The organism is Nocardia camponoti (assembly GCF_014646135.1).
Lineage (GTDB): Bacteria > Actinomycetota > Actinomycetes > Mycobacteriales > Mycobacteriaceae > Nocardia > Nocardia camponoti.
Genome location: NZ_BMMW01000003.1, coordinates 700364 through 722742, shown reverse-complemented (window position 1 = coordinate 722742; position 22379 = coordinate 700364). Strand labels below are relative to the sequence as shown.

General features: G+C 64.9%; 21 protein-coding genes, 1 tRNA gene and 1 pseudogene. 10 read left to right on the top strand and 13 right to left on the bottom strand.

Going from position 1 to position 22379, the window contains the following annotated elements:
• Window positions 1–230: 230 nt before the first annotated feature.
• The 4 genes and pseudogenes from atzF to IEX78_RS18260 form a co-directional block, all read right to left on the bottom strand.
• A pseudogene (gene atzF, locus IEX78_RS18275) lies at window positions 231–1918 on the bottom strand (allophanate hydrolase).
• A 17-nt stretch (window positions 1919–1935) separates the two neighbouring features.
• Window positions 1936–2616: a GntR family transcriptional regulator gene (locus IEX78_RS18270; protein WP_188830169.1), complete on the bottom strand. Its 681-nt coding sequence runs from the start codon at window positions 2614–2616 to the stop codon at window positions 1936–1938.
• Between the two features lie 155 nt (window positions 2617–2771).
• Window positions 2772–2845, bottom strand: a tRNA-Pro gene (locus IEX78_RS18265).
• Window positions 2846–2910: 65 nt separating this feature from the next.
• A complete protein-coding gene (locus tag IEX78_RS18260; protein WP_188830168.1) occupies window positions 2911–3873 on the bottom strand; it encodes a metallophosphoesterase in 963 nt (320 codons plus the stop codon).
• A gap of 124 nt (window positions 3874–3997) precedes the next feature.
• Between IEX78_RS18260 and IEX78_RS18255 the strand changes: the two genes are divergently transcribed.
• Window positions 3998–4462, top strand: a complete 465-nt coding sequence (locus tag IEX78_RS18255; protein ID WP_188830167.1) for a GatB/YqeY domain-containing protein — start codon at window positions 3998–4000, stop codon at window positions 4460–4462.
• Between the two features lie 177 nt (window positions 4463–4639).
• On the opposite strand, the gene IEX78_RS18250 is transcribed toward IEX78_RS18255, so the two are convergent.
• Complete coding sequence (locus IEX78_RS18250; protein WP_188830166.1) at window positions 4640–7009, bottom strand: penicillin-binding protein; 2370 nt, start codon at window positions 7007–7009, stop codon at window positions 4640–4642.
• A 397-nt stretch (window positions 7010–7406) separates the two neighbouring features.
• Between IEX78_RS18250 and IEX78_RS18245 the strand changes: the two genes are divergently transcribed.
• A complete protein-coding gene (locus IEX78_RS18245; RefSeq protein WP_188830165.1) occupies window positions 7407–7730 on the top strand; it encodes a WhiB family transcriptional regulator in 324 nt (107 codons plus the stop codon).
• 89 nt (window positions 7731–7819) lie between these two features.
• Here IEX78_RS18245 and bagB read toward each other — a convergent pair whose 3' ends face one another.
• Together bagB and bagA are read right to left on the bottom strand one after the other, a co-directional pair.
• The gene (gene bagB, locus IEX78_RS18240; protein ID WP_188830164.1) at window positions 7820–8938 is read right to left on the bottom strand and encodes an ATPase BagB; all 1119 of its coding nucleotides are present in this window, start codon (window positions 8936–8938) and stop codon (window positions 7820–7822) included.
• On the bottom strand, window positions 8935–9936 hold the full coding sequence (bagA, locus tag IEX78_RS18235; RefSeq protein WP_188830163.1) for an ATPase BagA: 1002 nt from the start codon (window positions 9934–9936) through the stop codon (window positions 8935–8937). The genes bagB and bagA overlap by 4 nt, the downstream gene beginning before the upstream one ends.
• A gap of 59 nt (window positions 9937–9995) precedes the next feature.
• On the opposite strand from bagA, the gene sp36 reads away from it, so the two are divergent.
• Genes sp36 through IEX78_RS18220 form a run of 3 tightly spaced genes read left to right on the top strand, consistent with a single transcriptional unit; the run spans window position 9996 to window position 11421 of the window.
• A complete protein-coding gene (sp36, locus tag IEX78_RS18230) occupies window positions 9996–10157 on the top strand; it encodes a Sp36 family protein (protein ID WP_188830162.1) in 162 nt (53 codons plus the stop codon).
• Complete coding sequence (locus IEX78_RS18225) at window positions 10154–10621, top strand: RidA family protein (protein WP_188830161.1); 468 nt, start codon at window positions 10154–10156, stop codon at window positions 10619–10621. The genes sp36 and IEX78_RS18225 overlap by 4 nt, the downstream gene beginning before the upstream one ends.
• Before the next feature lie 8 nt (window positions 10622–10629).
• Window positions 10630–11421: an MBL fold metallo-hydrolase gene (locus IEX78_RS18220; protein ID WP_188830160.1), complete on the top strand. Its 792-nt coding sequence runs from the start codon at window positions 10630–10632 to the stop codon at window positions 11419–11421.
• 87 nt (window positions 11422–11508) lie between these two features.
• On the opposite strand, the gene IEX78_RS18215 is transcribed toward IEX78_RS18220, so the two are convergent.
• Window positions 11509–12183, bottom strand: a complete 675-nt coding sequence (locus IEX78_RS18215; RefSeq protein WP_019044571.1) for a Crp/Fnr family transcriptional regulator — start codon at window positions 12181–12183, stop codon at window positions 11509–11511.
• Between the two features lie 133 nt (window positions 12184–12316).
• A complete protein-coding gene (locus IEX78_RS18210) occupies window positions 12317–12550 on the bottom strand; it encodes a hypothetical protein (RefSeq protein ID WP_188830159.1) in 234 nt (77 codons plus the stop codon).
• Between the two features lie 248 nt (window positions 12551–12798).
• Here IEX78_RS18210 and nth point away from each other — a divergent pair, with 248 nt between their 5' ends.
• The 4 genes from nth to IEX78_RS18190 are packed head-to-tail and all read left to right on the top strand — an operon-like array spanning window position 12799 to window position 16058.
• Window positions 12799–13479, top strand: a complete 681-nt coding sequence (gene nth, locus IEX78_RS18205; protein WP_373291617.1) for an endonuclease III — start codon at window positions 12799–12801, stop codon at window positions 13477–13479.
• The gene (locus IEX78_RS18200; RefSeq protein WP_188830157.1) at window positions 13476–14111 is read left to right on the top strand and encodes a TlpA family protein disulfide reductase; all 636 of its coding nucleotides are present in this window, start codon (window positions 13476–13478) and stop codon (window positions 14109–14111) included. Before nth ends, IEX78_RS18200 begins: the two co-directional genes overlap by 4 nt.
• Window positions 14108–14824, top strand: coding sequence for an NUDIX hydrolase (locus tag IEX78_RS18195; RefSeq protein WP_229684078.1), 717 nt, complete (start codon window positions 14108–14110; stop codon window positions 14822–14824). Before IEX78_RS18200 ends, IEX78_RS18195 begins: the two co-directional genes overlap by 4 nt.
• A gap of 40 nt (window positions 14825–14864) precedes the next feature.
• Window positions 14865–16058, top strand: coding sequence for a MarP family serine protease (locus IEX78_RS18190; protein WP_188830156.1), 1194 nt, complete (start codon window positions 14865–14867; stop codon window positions 16056–16058).
• 13 nt (window positions 16059–16071) lie between these two features.
• Here IEX78_RS18190 and IEX78_RS18185 read toward each other — a convergent pair whose 3' ends face one another.
• The 4 genes from IEX78_RS18185 to acs all read right to left on the bottom strand — a co-directional run bounded on the left by IEX78_RS18185 (window position 16072) and on the right by acs (window position 20915).
• Window positions 16072–17061 (bottom strand): alpha/beta fold hydrolase, encoded by a 990-nt coding sequence (locus tag IEX78_RS18185; RefSeq protein ID WP_188830155.1) that lies wholly within the window; start codon window positions 17059–17061, stop codon window positions 16072–16074.
• 55 nt (window positions 17062–17116) lie between these two features.
• Complete coding sequence (locus IEX78_RS18180; RefSeq protein WP_188830154.1) at window positions 17117–17626, bottom strand: phage holin family protein; 510 nt, start codon at window positions 17624–17626, stop codon at window positions 17117–17119.
• Window positions 17623–18858, bottom strand: coding sequence for a Na+/H+ antiporter NhaA (gene nhaA / locus IEX78_RS18175; protein ID WP_188830153.1), 1236 nt, complete (start codon window positions 18856–18858; stop codon window positions 17623–17625). Before nhaA ends, IEX78_RS18180 begins: the two co-directional genes overlap by 4 nt.
• Window positions 18859–18971: 113 nt before the next feature.
• Complete coding sequence (gene acs / locus IEX78_RS18170; protein ID WP_188830152.1) at window positions 18972–20915, bottom strand: acetate--CoA ligase; 1944 nt, start codon at window positions 20913–20915, stop codon at window positions 18972–18974.
• Window positions 20916–21284: 369 nt separating this feature from the next.
• Here acs and IEX78_RS18165 point away from each other — a divergent pair, with 369 nt between their 5' ends.
• Window positions 21285–22031: a Fic family protein gene (locus tag IEX78_RS18165; RefSeq protein ID WP_188830151.1), complete on the top strand. Its 747-nt coding sequence runs from the start codon at window positions 21285–21287 to the stop codon at window positions 22029–22031.
• The last annotated feature ends 348 nt before the right edge of the window (window positions 22032–22379 follow it).

The window sequence follows — 22379 nt, the reverse complement described above, 5'->3', positions numbered from 1 at the left end:
AAGCGCGTGATGCGACAAGTTCTTGATAAGAACCTCTCGAGAGCGCGACCGCATTGTTGTCACCGACGCCGGAACACCCGGCTCGGCGACCGGTCTCGAGGGGTGAACGGTCGCCGAGCCGGTGGCGTGACAACTGGCTCTTCCGGACGCAGAGCAGGCAAACGACGCTGAGGGTAACCACGTTCGATTACGGGCAGTTCCGGGTGTGTGGAGGTGCTGGTCGGTCTGGGTTAGCGCGACCGAGCAGCTGCTAAATAGGTGAGCCAACTGCCGTGGTGGGTGATGTCGTCGGCGGCCAGGGCTGCATCGTAGGTGCAGGCGAAGCCGGTGACCGTGCGGCCGTCGGCGAGCTCGACGCTGGTCAGGGCCATGGGGGCGGGCAGGTCGGCGAGGAAGCGGCCGAGGTGCGCTGGGGAAAGTTCGAACAGTTCGCCGTAAATCTCGGCGCCTTGCCCGTCACCGTGGCGGACCAACCCCGGTTTCGGCGGTGTTGTTTGCAGTGCGGTGAGACGGTAGGCGTCGGTTGTCCGGATTTCTCCCGCGAAGCGCGCGCCGTCGAGTTGCCAGTTCAAGGGCTGGCCGCGCAGGTGGGCGCCGAAGACGGCGAGGGGTACCGAGTCGGTTACAAAGGCGGGGGATTCGACGTTGAGTAGTCGGGCGGCGAGGTCGATGGCGCGTTGGTCGGCGAAGGTATCGACGATGAACATCACGCCGAAGGGGAGGTCATCGTCGGTTTTGTTGCCAGGGACGGCGACGGCGGCGAGGTCTAACAGGTTGCAGAAGTTGGTGTAGGTGCCCAGTCGGCGGTTGATCGCTAGCGGCTCGGCGGCGACTGCTTCGATGTTTGGGTGCTCGGTGGTTGTTGGGAGCAGCAGGGCGTCGTAGGGGGCGAGCAGTTTGGTTGCTTCGGCCTTCGCATTGGTCAGAGTACTGACGTCGTTGGCGAAGGCAACCGCGTCGAGTTCGGTTGCCTTGCTGATGATTTCGGCAACTGTGGGGTCGAGACCCTGCGGTTGCTTCACGACGAAGTCGCCGACGGCGGCGTAGCGTTCGGCGACGATCGCGCCGTCGTAGAGGAGGCGCGCGGCGTCGAGCAGGGGTGAGATATCGATTTCGGTGATGTCGACGTCGTTGAGTCGAGACACCGTGTCCGCAAACGCTTTTCGATACGACGGGCTCAGGGCGGCTAAGTCTTCCGCGCGCGGGATCGCGACGTGCGGCTTCGGTCGCGCGGCCAACGGAACGTCGGCTGGCCAGGCGCGACTACGCGGGTCTTTTCGTCGGGACCCGACATGGTCCTCGCCGCCCTAACCGCGAGGTCAAGGTCTCGCGCGAAGACGGTGACCGCGTCGTAGTCGATGCAGGCGGGGACCACGCCGTGCGTGGGGATCACGCCGAGTGTGGCTTTGACGCCGACGAGATTATTGAAAGCCGCTGGGACACGGCCTGATCCGGCGGTATCGGTGCCGATGCCGATGTCGGCAATGCCTAACGCGACCGCCACCGCTGAGCCGGAACTTGAACCGCCAGACACTAATTCGGGATGGAACGCGTTGCGGACCGCGCCGTACGGGCTGCGTGTCCCGACTAGGCCGGTTGCGAATTGGTCGAGGTTGGTTTTGCCGATGATGAGCGCGCCAGCGTCGCGTAGTCGCTGCACGGCCGTCGCGGTTTCGATTGCGGGATAGGCGAATTCGGGACATGCGGCCGTCGTCGGCAGTCCTTCAACGTCGACATTGTCCTTGACCGCGACGATCAACCCGGCCAGTGGAAGGTTCGCGCCGTCGGCGAGCTGACGCTCAACTTCACGCGCTTCGGCTTCAAGAATGTCCTTGTCGCGCAAGGTGACCCACACTTCGGGCCGGTCAACCTCGGCGATGCGTGCGTAAGCGGCGGCGACCCGTGCGGTGGGGCTGATTGACACTTGCTAACTCCTTAATCGCTAAGCGACATTGCTGCCACTGCGCGGGAAATGCGGTCGAGCACGACGTCGAGTGAGTCGCCGATGTGGGCATGAAGGCGGGCCTGGGCGGTCGCGTATTCGCCAGCGAGCACGGCGTCGATGATGCTCAGATGCTCGACGATGGTGGTTTCTACGCGGTTGTTGAGCATGAAGTCGTAGCGGCGAACGTGCCGAATGCGGGAGTTCACGCCGATCAGCGCACGCACCATTTCCCGGTTGCCTGCGGCGGTCAGCAGCGCGACGTGGAACTGCTCGTCGATCACGACGAAGCCGGGTTCCTTCGCGGGCGGGTCAGCTTTGAGCGCGAGCCAGCGTTGTCGTTCCGCTTCGAGCAGGTCCCGGTCGTAGGTGCGATCGGGGTCGGCAGCGACCTGCGTGATCCCGCCGAGTTCAAGCGTGAGCCGCAGCTCGTAGAGGTCGCGAATGCGCGCGATGCTCGGCCGGACGGGACTGAACCCGTACTCCTCGCGTTGCAGCAGCCCGTCGGCGCACAGCATGGTGAGCGCTTCCCGCACCGGCGTGCGCGACATCCCGAACCGCGTGGAAAGGCGGGGCTCGGTAAGCCGGTCGCCAAACCGAATTTCCCCATTCATGAGCTCGTCGCGAAGCGTGGAATAGACCACGTCCCGCAGCGTCTCCACCCGTGTCGACATGCGTGTATACGTTAGCCAGCCGCAATTTCTATCAAGTGACAGAAAGTAAGCGCCACGTTAGCGGAACCTCACCGCCACCCACCCAACCCCAGGAATGCGAAAAGCCCCTGACCGAGTAACCCGGTCAGGGGCTTTTCTGTGTCTCAACCAACACGTCGGGGTGACAGGATTTGAACCTGCGACCTCTTCGTCCCGAACGAAGCGCGCTACCAAGCTGCGCCACACCCCGTGATGTGAACCTGAAGTAGCTTACAACGACCGGGTGCGAAACGTTAAATCGGCTGGTCAGACGGCCTAGTTGGCGATCGCTTCCGTGGTTGTGATGCCGTAACCAGCGTCTTCGGACGGGCGCTTCGGGGGAGCGCCGACCAGGGTGAGCAACGTGGCTTCGGGGCGGCAGCAGAAGCGGTACGGGGCCCACGGCGACGTGCCGACGCCCGCCGAAACGTGCAACTGCGTGTGCTCGCCCCAGCGCGACGCGCCCTTGACCCGCGACTTGTCGATGCCGCAGTTGGTGACCAACGCGCCGTAACCGGGGACGACGAGCTGGCCGCCGTGGGTGTGGCCCGCCAAAACCAGGTCGTAACCGTCTTCGGCGAAGCGGTCGAGCACGCGCGGCTCCGGCGAATGCGTGACGCCAATGCTCAACTGCGCCAACTGGTTTGGCGCACCGGCGACGGTGTCGTAACGGTCGCGCTGCAGGTGCGGGTCGTCGACACCGGCGCTCGCGATGCGAATCCCCGACACCTCAAGGTCGCGACGCACGTGCGTGAGGTCGAGCCAACCGCGCTCAGTGAAGGCGGCGCGCAGGTCTTGCCACGGCAACGGGTCGCCGTACACGCGACGGTGGTCTTTCTTGAAATACTTCAGCGGATTCTTCGGTACCGGTGCGAAATAATCATTCGAACCGAAAACGAAAAGACCAGGACGGCCAAGCAAACCGCCAAGTGATTGCACTACCGCTGGCACCGCTTTCGGGTGCGAAAGATTGTCGCCAGTATTGACAACAAGATCGGGTTCGAGCCGATCGAGTTCGCGTAACCACTGCTGTTTGAGTTGCTGGCCCGGCATCATGTGCAAGTCGCTGACATGCAGAATGCGCAGCGTGGGCGAACCGGGCGCGAGCACCGGCATTGTCGCTTCACGCAGGACAAACGCGTTCCGCTCGATCAACGTGGCGTAGGTAATTCCCACGGCAGCGGCACTTGCCGCTCCCAACGCGGTTCGGCGGACTGCTGACGTCGAGATAACGGGCATTTGCCCAGCATAGGCGACCACCCGTCGGAAGGGCGTATGTGTTTGGGCACAAGTGGTGAGAAATCTCGGTACCTGCCACTAAATGTGGTGGGCGCATTCGCATCAAGCGGCTAGCGTGACGGGCATGTCGGAACTGAAAGCACGCCTGCGCGCGGATATGACCGCCGCGATGAAATCCAAGGACACGCTGGTGTTGGCGACGCTGCGAATGGTGCTCGCCGCGATCCAAACCGCGGAAACCTCGGGCACGGAGGCGCACGATCTCACCGATGCCCAAGTGATCTCGCTGCTGCAAAAGGAAGCGAAAAAACGCAATGAGGCCGCCGTGTATTACGAGCAGGCCGGACGTGGCGAACTCGCCGCCAACGAGCACGCCGAGGAAGCGGTGATCGAAAGCTACTTGCCGACCCCACTCGACGACGCTGAGGTCGCCGAAGTAGCCGACACCGCGATCGCCCAGGTCGCGCAGGAAAACGGCGAGCGGCCTGGGATGAAGCAGATGGGTCAGGTCATGAAGATCGCGACCGCGTTGGCGAACGGCAAGGCCGATGGATCGCGCTTGTCGGCTGCGGTACGCGCGCGGCTCTGAGTAGCGAAAAACGAAGGCGCTCAATCCAATTCGGATTGAGCGCCTTTCGCGTTTACCACGCGACCGGAGGGACCCCGTCCCGCGATGGACTGACCAGAGGGTGCGACGAAGGAGTGCCCGGCGGGAGGGAAGAGCGGGACTCCCAGGGGTCCCGACTCGGAGCGCGGAGCGCGACCCTTATCTGGGCACGGGGATGGGGATGGGTGGCAGACGCGGGATCTGCGGCAAACCCGGCACCGTCGGTGCGGACGGCGCAGGCGGCGCCTGTGTCGGCGTCGGCACGCGCACCGACCCGTCGCTCACGTAAATCGTGATCACCGATCCCGGCACCGCCGACCCATTCGGTGATGACCCCATCACGGTCCCCTTCGGTTGCGAGCCCGCGCTCGTCGTCGCCGAAACCTGGAATCCGGCACCGCTCAGCATCGAGGTCGCCTCACCCTGGGACTTACCAGCGACATCGGGCACCTGCGAATTGCCAGCGCCACGCACGTACCGGTCGTCGAGCGGGGGTAGCGCGGGCGGGCTGTAGCGGTCGAGCTGTGGCTTAATCGCGTTGAACCAGGTGCGCGCTGGCTCGTTGCCACCGTAGAGATCGCCGCCACCGCAGTTGCGCAGCGGGGACGAGCAGATCTCGCCGGGCGTCGGGCTGTCGCCGTAGACGTAGGAGGCGGCGGCGAGGCTGTTGGTGAAGCCGAGGAACGCCGACGACCGGTGCGTTTCGGTGGTACCCGTCTTGCCCGACATCGGCGCGGCCCACCCTGCGGCGCGGGCGGCACCCGCTGCCGTGCCGGAGATGTCGTCCTTGCTCATCGCGTTGGCGAGGGTGTTGGCCAGACCGGGGTCGACAACCTGTTCGCACGCCTGTTGCGTGAGCGGAACAACCTTGCCGTGCCGGTCGATGACCTCACGAATCGGCGTTGGCGGGCACCACTTTCCACTCGACGCGAGCGTCGCCGCCACGTTCGACAGTTCGAGCGGGTTGATCGCGAACGGGCCGAGGGTGAACGAACCCATGTTGTTGTCTTTGATGTGGTCGGCGAGGCTTGAGTTGCCGTGGCCGGAGGTGCCGGGCTGCGTGTAGGACCGCATGCCGAGGCGAACGGCCATATCGACGGCAGCAGGGACGCCAACGTCTTGAATCATCTTGACGAAGGTGGTGTTAGGCGACGTTGCGAGCGCGTCGGTGACCGACATCGATCCCGGGTACGCGCCCGCGTTCTTCACACACCAGGCGTCGGCGGGGCAGCCGGGCGCGTTCGAGTAACCCATGCCGCGCGCGGCGTAGACGCCGGGCACTTCGAGTTGGGCGCTTGTGCCAAGTCCCTTTTCCATCGCGGCGGCGGTGGTGAAGACCTTGAAAATCGAGCCAGCGCCGTCGCCAGCCATCGTGTAGGGCTGGCCGAGCAAAGTCTCGTTGGCGTCGCGGTTGAGGCCGTACGTGCGCGATGAGGCCATCGCAAGCACCGGATGCGCGTCTTGACCGGGCGCGACAACCGACATCACCTCGGCGATGTTGTCGAGGTTCGGGTTGGCCGCCTCGGTCACCGAGCGCTTCACCGACTCCTGCAACGCGGGGTCGAGCGTGGTCTTGATCGTGTAGCCGCCCTTTTCGACCTGCTCGCGGCTGATGCCAGCCTCGGCGAGGTACTGCAACGCGTAGTCGCAGAAGAAGCCCTTGTCGTTGGCCGAGATGCAGCCGCGCGGCAGGCTCTTCGGCTGGGGCAGCACGCCAAGCGGCTCGGCCTTCGCCTTGCGGAATTCCTCGGCGCGGTTGGGGATGTTCTGCATCAGCGTGTCGAGCACGGTGTTGCGTCGATCGGTGACGCCGGCGACGTTGTTGTACGGGTTGAGCTTGGAGCTCGACTGCACCATGCCGGCGAGCATCGCCGACTGCGTGACGTTGAGGTCGGCGGCGTCGACACCGAAGTAGGTCTGCGCGGCGTCCTGGATGCCGTAGGAGCCGTTGCCGAACGGGACGAGGTTCAGGTAGCGAGTGAGGATCTCGTCCTTGCTCAGCTCACGGTCGAGCGTCAGCGCCATGCGAATCTCACGCAACTTGCGCGCGGGCGTGGTCTCGATCGCGGCGCGACGTTCGGCGTCGGTCTTGGCGACGACAAGCAGGTTGAAGTTCTTCACGTACTGCTGGTCGAGCGTGGACGCGCCCTGCTGGACGTTGCCCGACGACGTGTTGGTCATGAACGCGCGCAGCGTGCCCTGCCAGTCGACGCCCTCGTGGTCGGCGAAGCGCTTGTCTTCGATCGACACGATCGCGAGCTTCATGTTGTTGGAGATGCGATCGCTCGGCACCTCGAATCGCCGTTGCTCGTACAGCCACGCGATGGGCGCCCCGTTGACGTCGACCATCGTCGAAACGGCGGGGACGGTGCCCTCGACCAGTTCGGCGGACACATTGTCGACGGCGTCGGCGGCTCGGTTGGAAATAAACCCGAATCCACCGGCCAGGGGGAACAACAGCCCGGCGACTAGCACGGCGGCCAGCGCGCAGCTGCCGGCCAGCCTCGCGAGCGTTTGAGTGATCGGCACGGCCCCAGCCTAAAGGGTGGTGCGGCGGTCTTCGCGGCTGTGCTCATTGACGGTTGGCTTCGGGTTGGTTGCCGTTCGAATGTCCAGCGGATGCCAGGGGGGTTGCCCGGGCGTGTCAACAAAATGATCACTTCGGCGTGTCGCGGCTCTACACGCCGGTGAACAGCACGACTGCCCGGTTCTGTCCTGATTTTGGAGGGACGGACGTACCAAAAAATCGGGGCCGGTCTTGCGCTGACCCCATACCTTTACCTAGATTGAGAACCCAGTGTGATAGAGCTAACACTCAAAGTGGAATGTGGTGCAGACCGCAGCGGTAGTAGGTTGCCGCGGTTTGTACTCGCGATTCTTCGAGCGCCGTGTAGTGCGGTGTTGGGACTGCAAAGGGGCACATCAAATGAACATCACAACCCCCATCGCTCGACTGGATGTAGAGCAGGCCGAGGCAAGGATCGCTTGGGTTGCCCAGGCGCGATGCAAGGAAGTTGATCCTGACCAGCTGTTCGTTCGTGGAGCGGCACAGCGCAAAGCGGCGACGATTTGCCGACACTGCCCAGTGCTGATGCAGTGTGGCGCCGACGCCCTGGACAACCGAGTTGAGTTCGGCGTGTGGGGCGGGATGACCGAGCGGCAGCGGCGAGCACTGCTCAAGCAGCATCCCGATGTGACGTCGTGGGGCGAATTCTTCCAGGCCCAACGCAATCAGAAGGTCGCGATCTAGCAGGCGATACCGGACCGTTATCACAACGGCGCCGAGTCCGCGGAGAAAGCGGACATCGGCGCCGTTGTGGGACATAGCGGACGCGGTAGTTATAGCAACTGACTACCAACAGCGCGCAATGCTTCGACATCAGACACGTCGAAGGGCAGCGCGGTCACCGCGCCAACCGGTACATGCGGGTGCGCGCCGGTGAACCGGTGCAGCAGGCGTTGCTCGCGCTTAGCGGTCTGTTCCCGCTGGGCGTGAATACGCAAGATGCCAGCGGTCAGCGCGTCGGTGTCGGCGAGTTGGTCGGCAGCGGTCAGTGCGTGGTCGGCCGACAACGCGGGCGCCAACGCCGGATGCGTGCGGTTGAGCACCAGCCCGGCAAGCGGCATCTGCTCGGTCGACAGTCGGTCGACGAAAAACGAAGCCTCACGCAGGGCATCGGGTTCGGCGGCAGCGACAACGACGAAGTGCGTGCCCGGCTTAGCCAGCATCGCGAACGTCTTCTCCGCGCGATCCTGGAACCCGCCGAACAGCGACTCAAGCGACTGCAAGAACACCGAAGCGTCCTTGAGCATCTGGCCGCCGACAACCGTCGAAACGCCACGCATCGCCAGGCTCATCGCGCCGGTCACGAGTCGGCCGACACCGCGACCCGGTGCCATGATCAGGCGAATCATCTTCCCGTTGAGGAACGTGCCCAGCCGCTTCGGCGCGTCAAGGAAGTCGAGCGCGTTGCGTGACGGGGGAGTGTCGACCACGATCAGGTCCCACTCTTTGCGCGCGGCGAGTTGGCCGAGCTTCTCCATCGCCATGTATTCCTGCGTGCCACCAAACGACGACGCGACCGTTTGATAGATCGGATTCGCGAAAATCTGCTCGGCTTTGTCGGCGGTGGTGTGCTCTAAAACCATGTCGTCGAACGTGCGGCGCATGTTGAGCATCATCGCGAATAGCTCGCCGGGCACTTCCGGACCAAGCTCAACGCGCTGCGGGCTGTTGTCGAGATCGGCGACGCCAAGCGACTGTGCGAGCCGTCGGGCCGGGTCGATCGTCAAAACGACAACCTTGCGCCCGGCCTCTGCGGCCTTCAATGCGATAGCGGCGGCCGTCGTCGTTTTGCCGACACCACCGGAACCGCAGCACACGATCACACGCGAACTCGGGTCGTCGATGATGCGCGAGATCTCTAGCGGCGGAGGGGTGGTCACATGCTCGCTCATCGCACTCCCTGCGCGGTTAGCTGTTCGGCTAGGTCATAAAGCCCGCCGAGGTCCATGCCATCGGTCAGGGCGGGTAGCCGCAGTTGCGGAACGTCGACTTTGCTCAGCTCAGCCGCGCTTTCGTCCTGGGCGGTGAGCATGACGGCGTGGTCGACGGTCTCGGTCAGCAAACCGGCCAACTCAGCGTCGGGCAGTTTGATCCCGGCTTCGGCAAGGCTCGTCGCGATCGCTGCCGGATCGAGCTCGCCAGCGACGGCGGCGGCGCGGTCGGTCGGCGACAGTTCGCCGGTCGCCGCGCGATTCACGATCACCGTCCCAACGTGCAGGCCAGCGTCGGTGAGTTCGGCGACGGCGTCGGCGGTCTCCTGCACCGGCAGCGCTTCGAGCAGCGTCACCAGATGGATCATCGTCTGATCCGAATGCAGCAGCTTCGACACGCTTTCAGCCTGACTCGCGATCGGGCCGCCCTTGGCGATTTCGGCCATCGCCTTCGTCACGTCAAGGAACGTGCCGATGCGGCCGGTCGGTGGCGCGTCAACGACGATGTCGTCGTAGGCGAACTTGCCGTCCTCAGTGCGGACCGCGCATTCTTTGATCTTGCCGGTGAGGATCACGTCACGCAGGCCGGGCGCGATGGTCGTCACGAACTCGATCGCGCCCATCCGCCGCATCGCGCGACCGGCGAAGCCAAGGTTGTAGAACATGTCGAGGTATTCGAGGAACGCGTATTCGGTGTCGAGCGCGAGCGCGACCACCTCGCCGCCACCGTCAGCGGTCGCGATGCGAGTCTCGGTGGGTGGCAACGGCGGCCGGTCGAACAGTTGCGCGATGGACTGTCGACTTTCGACTTCAACAAGAAGCACTCGACGCCCCCCGGAGGCAAGTGCCAACGCCAATGCCGCCGAGACGGTCGACTTACCCGTGCCCCCCTTGCCAGTTACGTAATGCAAGCGGGCAGCTGCCGCGCGCGGTGGCCATGGATCTGTTGGTGCTCCCACGTCGCTGAGCCTATAGCCCGTTAAGGCGTCCTTCGGTGCACAGGTCCTAAACTCTCGGCATGAGTGAAACCACCGTGTGGGAGTACGCGACCGTGCCGCTGTTGACGCACGCGACCAAGCAGATCCTCGACCAGTGGGGCGCCGATGGCTGGGAACTGGTCTCGGTGCTTGCTGGCCCGACCGGCGAGCAGCATGTCGCCTACCTGAAGCGGCAAAAGTGAGCAAGACCGAATGGAAGGACGCGCTCGATCGACTGGGCGTCGTTTTGCCACCCGTCGCACCGCCGGTCGCAGCGTATGTACCCGCGGTGCAAACGGGTTCGCTCGTTTACACCTCCGGTCAGCTGCCCTTCGTTGACGGCGAACTGTCGGCGGAAGGCAAGGTCGGCGCCGATGTCGACGTGCCGACCGCGGTCGAAGCCGCCCGTCTCTGCGCACTGAATGCCCTTGCCGCCGTTCATGATTTGGTCGGCCTCGATCGAGTTGTGCGGATTGTCAAGGTAGTTGGGTTCGTGAACTCCGCTCCCGGCTTCACCGACCAGCCGATCGTGATCAACGGTGCGTCGGAATTCCTCGGCGAGGTGTTCGGCGAAGCTGGCGTGCACGCGCGTTCGGCAGTCGGCGTTTCCGAATTGCCGAAGAACACGCCGGTTGAGGTGGAATTGATCGTCGAGGTTGACGGCTAATACCTGTCATGACGCTCGCACATCCCGCGTATGGCCGGGTTCGGCCAGTAACTCCGACCGCATCGGTGTTGCTGGCCGACAACCCAGGACAGATGACCCTCGACGGCACCAACACCTGGTTGCTGCGTGGGCCCGACAGCGACGAGTTCATCGTCGTCGATCCTGGGCCGAAAGATAAGGCCCATACCGCGGCGATCGTCGAAGCGACCGGTGGTCGGGTCGCGCTCACGCTCATCACCCACCACCACTTCGACCACACCGACGGCATCAAAGCGCTCGTCCGCGCGACCGGAACGCCGGTTCGCGCGGTCGAGCGCAAGTACCTGCATGGCGACGTCGCGCCGCTCGTCGACGGCGAGGTGATCGAAGCAGCGGGCGTGCGAATTACCGTGCTCGCCACCCCCGGCCACACCGGCGATTCGGTGAGCTTCCTCCTCGACGACGCGATCCTGTCGGGCGACACCGTGCTCGGTCGCGGCACAACAGTGCTGGAAAACGGGCCGAACGCGCTGAAGAACTTCCTCGACTCGCTCGAAACCCTGATTAAGGTCGGCGCTGGTAAAGCGCTGCTGCCCGCGCATGGGCCCGATCATCCCGAAGCCGTTCCGGTGTTCGAGTACTACCTCAACCATCGACGCGAACGGCTGGCCCAGGTCAAGGCCGCGCTTGACGAGTTAGGCAACGACGCTGGCGCGTTCGCGGTGGTCCGCAAGGTATACGCCGACGTCGACAAGCGACTCTGGCCTGCCGCACGCAGTTCCGTGCAGGCACAGTTGGAATACCTGCGCGCAGGCCACTAAACACAACGATCGCCCCACTCGCCGCGGACGAGGCCCTCATTCCTAGAGCCGCCGCGAGTGAAGCGATCGGATGCGTTTGTGACGTGATTACCGCGCGCGACGGGCCAAGCGCTCGGAATCGGAAATCAACACGCTCTTGCCCTCAAGGCGCAGCCAACCGCGATGCGCGAAGTCGGCGAGCGCCTTGTTGACGGTCTCGCGAGAAGCGCCGACGAGCTGGGCGATCTCTTCCTGGGTGAGGTCGTGGGTCACGCGAAGCGCGCCCGCTTCCTGGGTGCCGAACCGCTGCGCGAGCTGCAACAGCGCCTTCGCGACGCGACCAGGCACGTCGGTGAAGATCAGGTCGGCGAGGTTGTTGTTGGTGCGGCGAAGACGACGCGCGAGCACCCGCAGCAGCTGTTCGGCGATCTCGGGACGCTGGTCGATCCACGCCTTGAGCGCGTCGCGATCCATCGTGACCGCGCGAACCTCGGTGACCGTGGTAGCGGTCGAAGTACGCGGGCCCGGGTCGAAGATCGACAGCTCGCCGAACATGTCGGACGGGCCCATGATCGTGAGCAGGTTCTCGCGACCGTCGGGGGAACGACGACCGATCTTCACCTTGCCCGAGGTGATGATGTAGAGCCGATCTCCGGGTTCGCCCTCATTGAAGATGACGTGGCCGCGCGGAAAATCCACCGGCTGCAGCTGCTTGGCGAGCGCGGCCACCGCAGTGGGCTCGACGCCTTGGAAGATGCCTGCTCTGGCGAGGGCCTCGTCCACGAATGTGCTCCTTTATTGGACCTGGCTAGCGAAAGCGCTAGTGAAGAAGGCCGACCGAATCGACCAACAGCGCAGTCTACGCGGCGTCATGCGTCGGTAGTGACAGACACCACGTAAAAGATAGATTGCGCTCTCAACTTGCGCGGGCTACGTCCAGTTCGGGGTCGCGAGCACGCTTTTTGCGCATGCGCGCGACAGCGGCGGGCAGGCCGAGCTTCGACAATTCTTTAACTTCAGCGTTGCTTGCGTTTGCTTTGTCCAGGTACTGCTGAACCTCTTCGTCGGGTTCGAGAAGCTTTCGGAGCCGGTTCTCGACCCGCTCCATCCCCAGCGCGAACAGCATCAACAGCACTGGGAAGAGCACCACAGCGAGTCCTTGCATGAGAGGCAGTAAACACGGTTGAGGTCTCAGATGGAACACAAGCGCTCAACTGGGCACCCAATGTTGTCGTAGTGGTTCCGTATGGTGAACGAATGGCCGCAGCTACCCCAACCGCCGCCGATTCGGGCGCAGAACACGCCGCATCGGCCGTGTCAGCGTCCGCTGTCCGCAAGCCCAAAAAGCGTTCGCGTGCAGGTGAAACGGAGTTGGGTCGCACCCGTCGGGCCCGTCGGATGAACCGCAAGTTGGCTGAGGCGTTTCCCGACGCGCATTGCGAGCTCGATTTCACGAATCCGCTGGAACTCGCAGTCGCGACGATCCTGTCGGCCCAGTGCACCGATGTTCGCGTGAACCTCACCACTCCCGCCCTGTTCGCGAAGTATCCGGACGCCCGCGCGTATGCCGAAGCCAATCGCGCGGAGCTGGAGGAATACATCAGGGCAACCGGCTTCTACCGCAACAAGGCCAACTCGCTCATCGGCCTCGGTGAGGCCCTCGTCGCGAACTATGACGGTGAGTTGCCTCACACGATGGAAGAATTGGTCAAACTGCCGGGCATCGGACGCAAAACTGCGAACGTCATCCTCGGCAACGCGTTCGACGAACCTGGCATCACCGTCGACACGCATTTTGGCCGGTTAGTGCGGCGCTGGGGTTGGACGAAGGAAGAAGATCCGGTCAAGGTCGAGCACGCGATCGGCGAGCTGATCCCGCGCAAGGAGTGGACCTTGCTTTCGCATCGGGTGATCTTTCACGGCCGCCGGGTGTGCCATGCGCGCAAACCGGCGTGCGGTGCGTGTGTGCTTGCCGCCGACTGCCCGTCGTTCGGTGAAGGGCCAACCGATCCTGTCGCCGCAGCAGCTCTTGTCAAGGGTCCTGAACGCGAGCACTTGTTGGAAATGGTCGATCTGTGAGCGAAGTTTCGTCGCCGTGGTGGCGTCGACCGGCGTTGCGTTGGGCACTGCTCGCGGTCATCCTTGTGCTTGTTGGAGTGCTCGCGCTGTGGCCGCGTTCGAGTACCGAGGTCGCCAACGCGCCCTATACCGCGCCGACCGTCGCCGACTCGGCCCGTGCCGAAGCGCATCTCGTGCCGTGTCCGCCGGCATCGCCGGGCGCCACGGGCCCGCTCGCCAACCTCACCGTGGGCTGCCTCGCTGACGGCAAACCTGGTGCCCTTGGCGCGATGATCGCCGGTCGCCCCGCGCTGTTGAACCTCTGGGCTTACTGGTGTGGGCCGTGCGCGGTCGAGTTGCCGATGTTGCAGGAATACGCGGCCCAAGTCGGCCCGCAACTCACCGTGCTCACCGTGCACAGTGACCCCGACGAGGCGAAAGCCCTTGCGCGCCTTGCTGGTTTGGGTATCACGCTGCCTGGCGTCGAAGACCCGAACGCCAGTGTCCGCACTGCTGTCGGCGCACCCGCCGTTCTTCCCGTCTCAGTGCTCGTCCGCGCGGACGGCACCATCGCGTCGGTTGAGGTGCGCGCGTTCCGCGACGTCGCCGATATCGCCGACACCGTCGCCAACAAACTTGGAGTTCGGGCGTGACAGAATCGCTTTCCCTCGATGGCGTCCCCGCCTGGCTTGCTCGCGCGGGCGAGGTGTCGGGTCCCGAAGCCGAAGACACGCTCTCGCGCTCCCGCATACTGCGTCGCGCGATGTCGGTCACCGGGAAACCGCGTCAAGCTGCGGTTTTAGTGCTTTTCGGCGGTTCTGCCGAGCCCGAACAGGGTGCGTTGTTGCCTGCCGACGCGGACGTGTTGCTCACCCAACGGGCGTCGACAATGCGACAGCATCGCGGCCAAGTCGCGTTTCCCGGCGGTGCCGCCGACCCCGGCGACGGCGGTCCCATCGGCACCGCGCTGCGCGAGGCCATCGAGGAAACCGGCCTCGCACCCGAAGGGGTTCGCCCGTTCGCCACGCTGCCAACGATGTTCGTCCCGCCGTCGAAGTTCGACGTCACGCCCGTGGTCGCGTACTGGGAAGCACCAAGCCCCGTTGGGGTCGTCGATACCGCCGAAACCGAGCGCGTCGTTCGCGTTCCGTTAGCCGAATTGCTCGATCCCGCACACCGATTCATGGTGCGTGGCAGTCTCGGATACCAGAGTCCCGCCTTCCAAGTCGACGGCATGCTGGTCTGGGGTCTCACCGGCGGTATCCTCGCCGGGATCATCAAAACGGCAGGGTGGGAACGAGAGTGGGATCGGGGCGACGTGCGTGATCTAGAGAGCTCGCTTGCTGCGGTCGGAATGACCCTGTGAGCGGGCACGTGCTGGAGTTGAGCGCCAGCGAGGTGGTCGCGTGACGGCGTCGGTTTGGCTCGATATCGCGGTGGTTTTGATCGCGCTCGTCGCCGCGTCGACCGGGTGGCGGCAAGGCGCTGTCGCGTCGGCGCTCGCGTTTTTCGGCGTCGCGCTCGGTGCGGTCGCTGGCATTCTGATCGCCCCGCACATCTTGAAACACCTCAGCGAAGGGCGAAGTCGCGTACTCGGCGGCATCCTGCTGATCGTGCTGCTGGTGATCGTTGGCGAGGTCGCTGGCATGGTCCTTGGTCGCGCGGCGCGCGGCGGGATGCGTCATCCGATCGCGCGCAACATCGACAGCGTCATCGGCGCGGTATTGCAGGCCGCGACGGTGCTGGTCGCCGCGTGGCTGCTCGCGCTGCCGCTGGCAACGGCGTCGCAGCCCAATGTCGCTGCCGCGATTAACGGGTCGCGGGTGCTCGCCGACGTCAACAGCATCGCGCCGGTGTGGTTGCGTCAGCTGCCCAACGAATTCTCGAAGCTGCTCAACACTTCTGGGCTACCCGACGTCATCGGACCGTTCGGTCGCGCTCCGATCGTCGCGGTCGAACCGCCCGACCCGAGCGTGCTGGCCAGTCCCGTCGCGGCGTCACTTCAACAGAGTGTCTTGCGAATTCGTGGCACCGCCCCGAGTTGCCAACGTGCACTTGAGGGTTCAGGTTTCATCGTCGCGCCCGAACGGGTGATGACCAACGCGCACGTCCTCGCTGGCACCGCTGGCGTCTCAGTCGACACCTCGCGCGGTGCCCTGCCCGCGACCGTCGTGCTCTTCGATCCGTCGAAGGACATCGCGGTGCTCGCGGTCCCCGGTCTCGCCGCCGCGCCCGTGCCGCAGGCGCCGTCGCCCGCCCATTCGGGGCAGAGCGCGATCGTGCTCGGCTACCCTGGCGGCGGGCCGTACACCGCGTCGGCCGCGCGAGTGCGCCAGACGCTTGACCTCACCGGCCCGACCATTCACCGCGACGGTGAAGTCGAGCGTGAGGTGTACACCGTTCGTGGTCAGGTGCGCGCGGGTAACTCGGGCGGACCGCTCGTCGATTCTCAGGGTGAGGTGCTTGGGGTGGTGTTCGGCGCCGCGGTCACCGACGATGACACCGGGTACGTGCTCACGTTGAAGGAGGTCGCGCCGGAGGTGGCAGCGGCACCACACCGGTCGACACCGGTGGACACGGGTGCTTGCGTGTTGAGCTGAGGTCGCTGTTGCCCTACGGCGACACGAGTCCGTCGCGGGACTCGTTGGCGCCGTTGGGTTCTCGCCAGCGCGAGAGCAGCACCGTGTTCACCTTCGTCGGATTCTCTTGGTGCGCATAGTGACCCGCGTCGGGGATGGTGATCAGGCTGCGGTCCATCCGCAGGCGCGAGCCACGCTGGTAGGTCTTGGCGAGGATGTAGCGGTCTTGTGAACCGCGCATCGAGATCACGTCGATGTCGGGGTCGATCGGCGCGCGCATGGTCGCCATGAAGCGCTTACCGTCGGGTCGCCACTGACTGCGGAAGGCCCAACGCTGGTATTCCAATGCGCTGTGCGCGGCGCCGGGAATGCGAATCGCCGCGCGCATGCGGCCAGCGGCGTCAGCGAATTCGGTTGTCCGTGACCACGATTCGCTCACACGCGCACCGAAAAGTCGTTCGACCTCGCTCCCGTCATTGCGGGTAAGTCGCGATTCGGGATAGCGCGGCAACTGGTCGCGCAAGAATTCGGGAAGCCACGCCGAGCGCTGCGCGGAGTCGCGCAAGACCGCGCTCTTAAGCGCGGCGGGATGCGGCGAGCCGATGAGCGCGATCGAGCGAACGAGTCGCGGGTGCAGCACGGCCGTCGCCCAGCAGACAAGGCCGCCCTCGGCATGGCCGACGAGGATCGCTTCGGTGTGCCCGAGCGCGCGGATGAGGCCCGCGATGTCGCCAGCGAGCGTCCACCCGTCGTAGCCGCGCGGCGGTTTGTCGGAGTCGCCGTAGCCGCGCAGGTCGACCGCGACGGTGCGATAACCGTGGTCGGCGAGGCCGGTTAGCTGGTGTCGCCAGGTCCACCAAAAGTCGGCGAAACCGTGCAAGAGCAGCACAAGTGGCGCGTCGGGTTGGTCAGTGCCATCGGCTTCGACGACGTGGAAACGGATGCCGTTGGCACGCACGTCGCGGTGCGTCCAGGGTCCGTCGAACCGGACGCTGGACGGATCAGGAAAAGAATTGGCCGACACGCCGATCGAGCCTAGTGGGCGGGTCTGTGTGTCGCGACTGGGCCCGCCCCGCGCGTCATCGGTCCAACGACTTCGGCGCGGTGCCCGACTTATCCGAAATGCCGTATTCGCCTTCGAGCTTGCCCAGCGCCTGCGGGAACACGTCCGCCGACGCCTTCAGCGAGCCAATGGTCTTCTCGGGTGCGCGCACCTTCCTGACCTTGAGCCAACCGAGGAACGCGAACGTGACCGTGGCCGCGACCATCAGCAAGAAAACGATGAGGAAGCCAAGCCAACGCCACAGCCAGGTATCAAGCAGCTCGGCGAGGAAAAAGAAGAAGAAGAACGAGCTGTAAAGCAGAACGACAAGCGCGAGGATGAAAAACACGCTGCCGGTGAGGCCCTTGCGGATCTCGCCGGTGACCTCAGCCTTGGCTAGGGCGACCTCGGCACGCACCAGCGTTGACAGCTGCTCGGTCGCATCGCGAACGAGGCTGCCGATACTCGCCGATCCGGGCGGGTTGGCATCGGTCAACGGGATGGACGTAACCGTGCGACCGTCTTCTCCGCCTTGGGTGTAGCTCACTTCGTCGACCCTTCTCCCTGTGCTGGCGCTGGCTCATCGGCGTCGTGGCGCGCGTGATGCACACGGCCCCGGCGCAACAGTAGCGCCGATCCGATCAGCGATGCTGCCACAGACGTCACCAGGACCGCCGCCTTTGCCAAATCGATGCTGGTTTGACCAACGTCGGCTAGCGCCAGTTCCGCTATAAGCAGGCTAACGGTGAAGCCGATCGCACCGAGCACCGAGAGGGCGAACATGTCGCCATAGCCGAGGCCGGTCGGGCGTTTCGCCAGGCCGAATCGGATTAGGACCCAACTGGTTCCGAAGATCCCTACCGTCTTGCCGATCAGGAGACCGAAGATGATCGCGAGGGCGAGCCGGTCGGTGAACAGCGAACCGAACACCGATCCGTTGAGCGGGACACCGGAGGCGAAGAGCGCGAAAAGTGGCACACAGATGCCCGCGGATATCGGTTGCACAACGTGTTCGAGATGCGTGGCGGGCGCGGTCTTCTCGTCTGGATCGCGCCGAACGCGGGTGAGCAGACCAAGTGCCACGCCAGCGAGCGTCGGGTGCACCCCTGCCTCATGCAACGCGTACCAACACACAAGCGCGATCGGCAGATAGAAGAAAACGGTGTGCAAGCGGGCCTTCTGGGCAAGTGCCCAAGCGACACAACAGGCGATCGCGACGCCGAGCCACGCGAATGACATCGACGCGGTGAACAGGATCGCGATCAGCAGGATCGCGACGAGGTCGTCAACGACAGCGAGGCTAAGCAGGAAAACGCGCGCGCCGAGCGGCAGTCGCGAACCGGTGATCGCGAGGACAGCGAGGGCGAAGGCGATGTCGGTCGCGACCGGGATCGCCCAGCCGGAATCCATGCCGGGCGCATCGCCGCCGACGACCATCGCAATGAGTGCGGGCGCGACGACTCCGCCCAACGCGGCGGCGACCGGCAGGATCGCGCGTCGCGGGTCGGCTAGTTCACCCACGACGAATTCGCGCTTGAGTTCAAGGCCAGCGACGAAGAAGAAAACGGCGAGCAGGCCGTCGGCCGACCATTGGGCAACGGTGAGGTCCAGGTGCAGGGCTGAGATATTGAGATGGGTCTCAACGAGCGTGTGATAGCTCGCTGACCAGGGCGAATTGGCCCAAACTAGGGCGGCAGCCGCAGCGATAAGCAGCAGTGCGCCGCCGACGGTTTCGGTCCGTAGATACCGGGAAAGTTCGGATTGAACGCGTTTGATCACGCCGCAGCCCTTCGTCGAGAACGGGTAAACACACGCCGACCAGACTTCCCGGCACACCAAGGTTTCTTAGGCTACCGGGCCACCGCTTTTCGATGCGGCGGCCCGGCTTGCCGTTAGCTATTCGAAGCGCGAATCGCCTCGAAAACGGCGGGGTCGACCAGGGTCGACGTGTCGCCCAGCTCGCGGCCTTCGGCCACGTCGCGCAGCAGTCGGCGCATGATTTTGCCGCTTCGCGTCTTCGGCAGCTCGGGCACGACGTGGATCTCGCGTGGTCGGGCGATTGGGCTGATTTCCTTCGACACCTGCGCCTTTAGTTCTTTGACGAGGTCGTCGCCTGCCTGGGCCGCCGACTCGGCCGTCAAGATGACGAACGCGACGATCCCTTGGCCGGTGGTTTCGTCGGTCGCGCCGACCACCGCCGACTCGGCGACCGCCGGGTGCCCGACCAAGGCCGACTCCACCTCGGCGGTCGAAATGCGGTGCCCCGACACGTTCATCACGTCGTCAACGCGGCCCAGGACCCAGAGGTCGCCGTCGACGTCGAGCTTCGCGCCGTCGCCCGCGAAGTACCAACCCTGCTCGGCATACCGCTCCCAGTAGGTGGCGCGGTAGCGGTCCATGTCGCCCCAGATGCCACGCAGCATCGACGGCCACGGCTGATCGAGTACCAGGTACCCGTTCGCCTCGGACTCGCCGAGCTCGACCGGATTGCCTTCCTCGTCAACAACTGTCGCGGAGATGCCCGGCAGTGCGCGCATGGCAGCACCGGGCTTCGCGGCCGTGACGCCGGGCAGCGGCGAGATCATGATCGCGCCGGTTTCGGTCTGCCACCAGGTATCCACCACGGGGGTTTTGTTCGCGCCGAATACGTCGCGGTACCAGCGCCACGCTTCCGGATTGATCGGCTCACCAACCGAACCGAGCAGACGCAGGCTCGACAGGTCGTGCGCGTCGGGGATCTCGCGACCCCACTTCATGAACGTGCGAATCAACGTCGGCGCCGTGTAATAGATGGTGACGCCGTACTTTTCGATGATCTCGAAGTGACGGTGTTCGTTCGGCGAGTTGGGCGTGCCCTCGTAGACCACCTGTGTCGCGCCGTTGGCGAGTGGGCCGTAAACGATGTAGCTGTGCCCGGTGACCCAGCCGATGTCGGCGGTGCACCAGTACACGTCGGTTTCGGCCTTGTGGTCGAACACGTTGTGGTGGGTGTAGGCGGCCTGGGTCAGGTAGCCGCCGGTGGTGTGCAGGATGCCCTTCGGCTTGCCCGTTGTGCCGGAGGTGTAGAGGATGAACAGCGGATGCTCGGCCGGAAATGCTTGTGCCTCATGGGTTTCCGACGCTGCGCCGACGGTCTCGTGCCACCACAGGTCGCGTCCGTCGGTCCACGGCACCTCGGTGCCGACGCGACGAACGACAAGAACGTGCTCAACCGACGACGGCACGTCGCCGTTGGCGGCAAGCGCCTCGTCGACGGCCTCCTTCAACGGTGCTGGCTTGCCGCGACGCCATTGGCCGTCGGCCGTGATGACCAGGCGAGCTTCGGCGTCGTCGACACGTTGCCGCAAGGCCGAAGGCGAGAAGCCCGCGAAAACCACCGAATGGGTGAGCCCCAAGCGCGCGCAGGCGAGCATCGCGACAATCGCCTCGGGCACCATCGGGAGGTAGATCGCGACGCGGTCGCCTGCCTCAAGCCCGAGCTCGGTGAAGTAATTGGCCGCGCGCGAGACCTCGGCGAGCAGCTCGGCATAGGTGATGTCGCGCGAATCGCCCGGCTCACCTTCCCAATGGATCGCGACTCGTTCGCCGTTGCCAGCGAGGACGTGGCGGTCGACGCAGTTGTACGAGACGTTGAGCTCCCCGTCGCCGAACCAGCGCGCCACCGGCGCATCCGACCAATCGAGCACCTCGGTGAAGGGCTTATGCCAGTGAAGGCGGTTGGCCTGCTCGGCCCAGAAACCGTCGCGGTCGGCGGTTGCGCGCTCGTAAAACGCCGCGTTCGCGTTGGCGTTCGCGGCGAATTCCGCAGCGGGCGGGAAGGTGTCGGGGTGCGTCATCGCGGGTGCCTCACAAGCCGAGTGTGGTCTGGTTCACTGCGACATTAGCCAATGGGTCTGACACATCGAATCCGATTGCCGGTGAACCACTTGTGAATTGGGTGCCGAATATCGAGTGAACTTGCTGGTCAGCAGCGTATTGTCGAGTCGACCGTTGGGTGGGAGCTAGCGCAGCTAGGAGAGGCCGATGGCACTCGACCGGATTGAAGCGCAACGACAGGCTGAATTGGAAGCGCGACGTCGACGGGCTCGCACGCCCGCCGCGAAACGCCTAGCTGAAGTCTTATGGCCGGACCGATGCTGGCCGCGTCGCAATGGGATGGAAGTGGTCGTGAGTCCGACGATCGGGCAACGGTAGCCTGCTAAGTCGTGACTGATCCGCTACAGCCCCTCGTCGACCTGCCTGGCGTGCGCGAAGCCGCCGACAAGGCGCGCGACGCGCTCGCCGCAGTACATCGGCATCGCGCCAACCGGCGTGGCTGGGCGGTCACGGCAGCAGAGGCGGCGGTGCGTGCCGCGCGATCTTCGGCAGCGCTTGAGGGCGCGTCAACCGAGCTGCCCGCCGAAGGCGACATCACCGACCCGGTGCTGCTTGGTGCGCTGCGCGTCGGTCAGGCACTCGACGGCGACGCGCTCACCAACCTCGTCGCCACCTGGCGCCGCGCGCCATTGCAGGCGCTGGCTCGCCTGCACCTGCTCGCTGCGGCCGACCTGGTGACCGACGAGCTCGAACTTGGCAGGCCCCGCAACGCGCCCGGCATCGCGCGGCGGCTCGACCTGCTTGTGCAGACCGTGCAGACAAGCAAGGCGCCTGCGCCGGTGATCGCGGCCATCGTGCATGGCGAACTGCTCGCGTTGCGTCCGTTCGGCACCGCGGACGGGGTGGTTGCGCGCGGGGCATCGCGACTGGTCGCGGTGGCGAGCGGACTCGACCCGCACAGTCTTGGTGTGCCAGAAGTGTTTTGGCTGCGACGCAAGCAGATGTATGCGGATGCGGCCGAAGGGTTCAGCAAAGGAACCGCCGAGGGCGTCGGCGGTTGGGTGCTGTTCACGGCCGCGGCACTGGAAGACGGTGCCCGCGAGGCTAATTCAATCGCGGACACCGCAGGCGGATAGGACACATACGGGATAGTTGGGTTGGTTGACTGAGGCAGAGCAGTTACAAATTGCGCGGGTGAAGCGGCGCGGGCGGCATGCCAACATCGGCATAGTGACTGCCGCACCGCGCACGAGCACGGAACGCCGGGTTACCAAGCGTGCTGAAGTGGGTTGTGTTGGGTGGCCTCGGCGCTGATCGCAATCTCGCCAGTTCATCCCCTCAACCTGTGCGGGGCTATCGCTGACGGAGATAGTGATTTCGCAGGCCCACAACTCTGCTGCCCTTGTCGCGGCGCGCTCCGCGTGGGTGCCCGGCTTCCGTACTAGGAAGGGTGGATGGGGGGCGACGTCTTCTCTTCCGGCGCC